This window comes from Aminobacter sp. P4_H6_2 (assembly GCF_056400805.1).
In genome coordinates this window covers 1-3,376 of the sequence record NZ_JBFUKO010000583.1, presented here as the reverse complement: position 1 = coordinate 3,376, position 3,376 = coordinate 1, and the positions used below count along the sequence as shown (strand labels likewise).

Here is a 3,376-nt window from a genome sequence, read left to right as displayed (position 1 = left end):
CCGAGTAGCCAGGCAATCTGAGAAGCTTGCAGGTTTTCTCCGAGATAGCGCACCGCCAGATCGCGCCGTAATTGGTCAAGGATTTCTCCAAAGCTCAACCCTTCAGCTGACAACCTACGGGCAAATGTCCTCTCACTAAGGCCAAGCCGACGTGCGACCGTCGTTGCTTGTGCTTCACCGTGCGGCAGTAGTGGCGCGATGGTGTTCTCGACCAATGTCCGAAACGGGCTGATGTTAGGTGCCCGTGTCGCGATGGCGTCCTCGCAGCTCTTCACCATCAACTCGTTGAGATAAGGGTCATAACCAACCAGAGGCAGCTCCATGACCGCAGCCTCGAAGCAAATCTCATCGACATATGCGTCGAAGCTGACGTCGCAGCCCAGGACCTGCTGCATTCTTCGGCCATCCGAGCGATGGTGAACGAAACTCACCGACTGAGGTACAATCTTGTAGCCGACAAGTTGACGGCAGAGCCGCAACATCCCGACCGCAAGGCACTCCATCAAATGTCGGTCGTCGTGACGAGATACCCCCACATAAGAAAGTCCAATGCGGCAGCCTGATCCTTGAGCTATCCGTACCACCAATGCCTCATCGGCTATCCGCACGTACCGCTCAAGGCGTTTCAGTGCATCACCGAGCCGCTCCGATGATGCAGCTACATAGTAAAGCATCCCGATTTCGCGGAGGTCGAAGTCGGACGCCAGAGTTGGCCCTATCCAGTCATTCCCCAATGCTTGGGAAGCCCGCTCAAGAAAGTCGATCACGGACTTTACCTTGACACGTTGGCGGCCCTCCAGGGCGGCGCGAGACAGGCTTGACCGGGCGAGTAAAGAACCGGCGTCTATGCCGCGACACTCGAGAAGTGCGACCGCCAAGTGAGCCGCTAAGCCAATCGAGGATGGCACCGCAGTTGGTCTCCGACGAATTGTCAGCGCTTCACCGATCACCGGGACGCCGCCGCGCAAACGACCCATGCCGCAATATGAGCCGACTGGCAGCTCAGCGCAAATGTTTGACGTCACGCAGCAAGACCTCTGCCGATCAACGCGGTAACAAGGCCCCGCCGAGACGCATTCTTTTCGGTGTGTCGAAGCACGGCACTGCGACCGAGTTGGGGGGGTCGGCGGTCTGCAGTGCCGGTTCATGCGACGCGCTGTGGTCGGCATCGGATGCCGCTCGGCCACTTGGCATATTGGGTAGAGCTCGACCAGCACACTGTTCGATAGCAAGTCGAAAAGGACGCCGCTAAGCAGAATTCTACGGAGAGGCAGAATGTCGAGTGGAAGACGACAGTCAGCGGTAGCGGCACGACGTTTTTAGTTCCTCGCCGCTGAGTATTGAACATCTCCGAGCTGTGAAGTTAACGCGGCATGGGCCTTCGGCATCTCATTGCTTCACCTCGCGGCTGGGACGAGGGTTGTCCGTCCCCATCTTCTGAACTTGAGCATTCACGGACAAGCCGAAGCGCGTTTCCCATATCAAAGGCGAGCCTGGCCACTCCAAGATGAATGCGCGCCACGGCATGGGCCGCCTCGTGGACGGCCGAACCACGGCGGCAAATAGTGCGATGGCCATTCCTAACGATCAGAATAATTCGTCCCCTACTGGGGCTCCATTCTGAGCGAAGGCAACTCCCACATTAAGTCTCGTCATGACCTCGGAGCCAACAAGGAGCTCTTCCAACGAATATCGAGCCTTCCTTTGAAGAGGACGGGCAATAGGCTCTCCTTTGGAAGTCACCTGCTGACCAGCATGACGCCGATTTGCCTTCCATGTAGACCTCACGAATGCCTCCGAGCTATGCCCCACATAAATGGCATATCCTCTGCCTCTTTGCCATCAGGTGCTTGCCGTGCCTACAGGCTGGCTGCCATAATCGATCAAATGTGATAGTTAAAGAGCACACAGCGACCATAAGGCATCAAATATGACAGCTGCTACAGACTACTCCGTTGCATCAACGACCCAGATCCTGGGGAATCTTGGGCGCAGATTTGCGTCTAATCGACTAGCCAAGAATATGACCCAAGCTCAGTTGGCAGAGGCCGCTGGAATTGGAGAAGCCACTGTCGCGCGGCTTGAGAAAGGCTCTGCCTCTTCGATAGACACAGTAGTTCGCGTGATGCTGGCCTTGGGGCTAAGGTCTCATCTGGAATCGCTCCTCCCCGACCCATCCATTCGCCCGATCGAACGTGTTCGCTTGCAAGGACGGGAGCGGCGCAGGGCTCGACCCAAAAAGATCGCTTCGAACTCGGTGCCGTTTGAGTGGGGCGACGAAGAGGACGGCTAACGCACCTTCAGCTGGTTTGATTGAGGCCTGTTTGTAGGCTTCCATCTGAGTATTGCTCTGCTTGGCCATTAACTATATTCGATCGGCTGTGTTTTTGGATCTTGCCAAATATTCTGGCCGCTGCCATAAGCCGCTTCCCGACGTTCGCTCGGGCAGGACAGGACCTTAAGAATGACTGCGAAAATCATATCGATAACTGTGTGGGACGCCCGCACGACCGCCTAACGGCTTCGGTATGATTCACCGATGCTGAAGCGTCGGTTCTCAGTTCTCCCACCTCAACATCACCAAATATGGCGTTGGCCTTCAACGTGTTGACGTTCAACACGCAGGCCGACCTTGCCATGTCTAGTCGCCTCGTCTGACGCTCCCGCGTCAGCGCATTCCTGTCGTCCAACTCTCGTAGATTTGGGCATTCCAACCCGCCGTCAACAACGGCCAGCCAAAGGAGGCATGAAATGAAAGTATCCGCCATCGCCGCCTCCCGCGGACCCCAAGCACAGCTCCGAATAGCAGTCTGACGCTCGAACTTTCATCCAGATCAAGCGCTGCGGAGATCTCAACCATCTCCGAATTCAGACCACTCGGCCGCCATCGCGCGCCGACAACAGGAGATTTGTGCCATGTCGAACAAAAAACTGCCCCCTCACCTACGCCGCCCCGAAAGCGAATCGAGCCAGCCTCGCCGCAAACACGGTCGACAGATGATGAATGCCAAACTGACCTCTCCCACTGCTCGGGCGGGCCAACTGTGGGTTCCTCCTTCCGAGTCGCTGGCTGCGCGAAAGTTCAGCTTGCGTAGCAGGAGCTCTTTCCGAGGCACGATCGTCAATCCTCGCACCAATCGGGAAATGCACTACGAAAGCACGCTGGAACGCGACGCAATGTACATTCTCATGGCACGTCCCGACGTTGCTGAAATTCGCGATCAACCTCCTGCGATCCCGTACTTCGACAGAGATCTGCGTCGACGCCATCATTGGTTTGACCTTGAGGTGCGCCTTCATTGCGGCAGGCGCTACGCGTTTGCAATCAAACCGGAGAAGCAGGTTGCTAAAAGTGGCATCCTCGACACCCTTCAAC

3 protein-coding genes are annotated in these 3,376 nt (G+C 56.6%); 2 read left to right on the top strand and 1 reads right to left on the bottom strand.

Features of this window, described 5'->3' with window-relative positions:
* Positions 1-977: AraC family transcriptional regulator ligand-binding domain-containing protein (locus AC1DUU_RS26940; RefSeq protein WP_476786417.1), on the bottom strand; the 977-nt coding region annotated here is incomplete at its 3' end.
* Positions 978-1,930: 953 nt separating this feature from the next.
* Between AC1DUU_RS26940 and AC1DUU_RS26935 the strand changes: the two genes are divergently transcribed.
* On the top strand, positions 1,931-2,293 hold the full coding sequence (locus AC1DUU_RS26935) for a helix-turn-helix domain-containing protein (RefSeq protein ID WP_476786416.1): 363 nt from the start codon (positions 1,931-1,933) through the stop codon (positions 2,291-2,293).
* 623 nt (positions 2,294-2,916) lie between these two features.
* Positions 2,917-3,376: PDDEXK family nuclease (locus AC1DUU_RS26930; RefSeq protein ID WP_476786415.1), on the top strand; the 460-nt coding region annotated here is incomplete at its 3' end.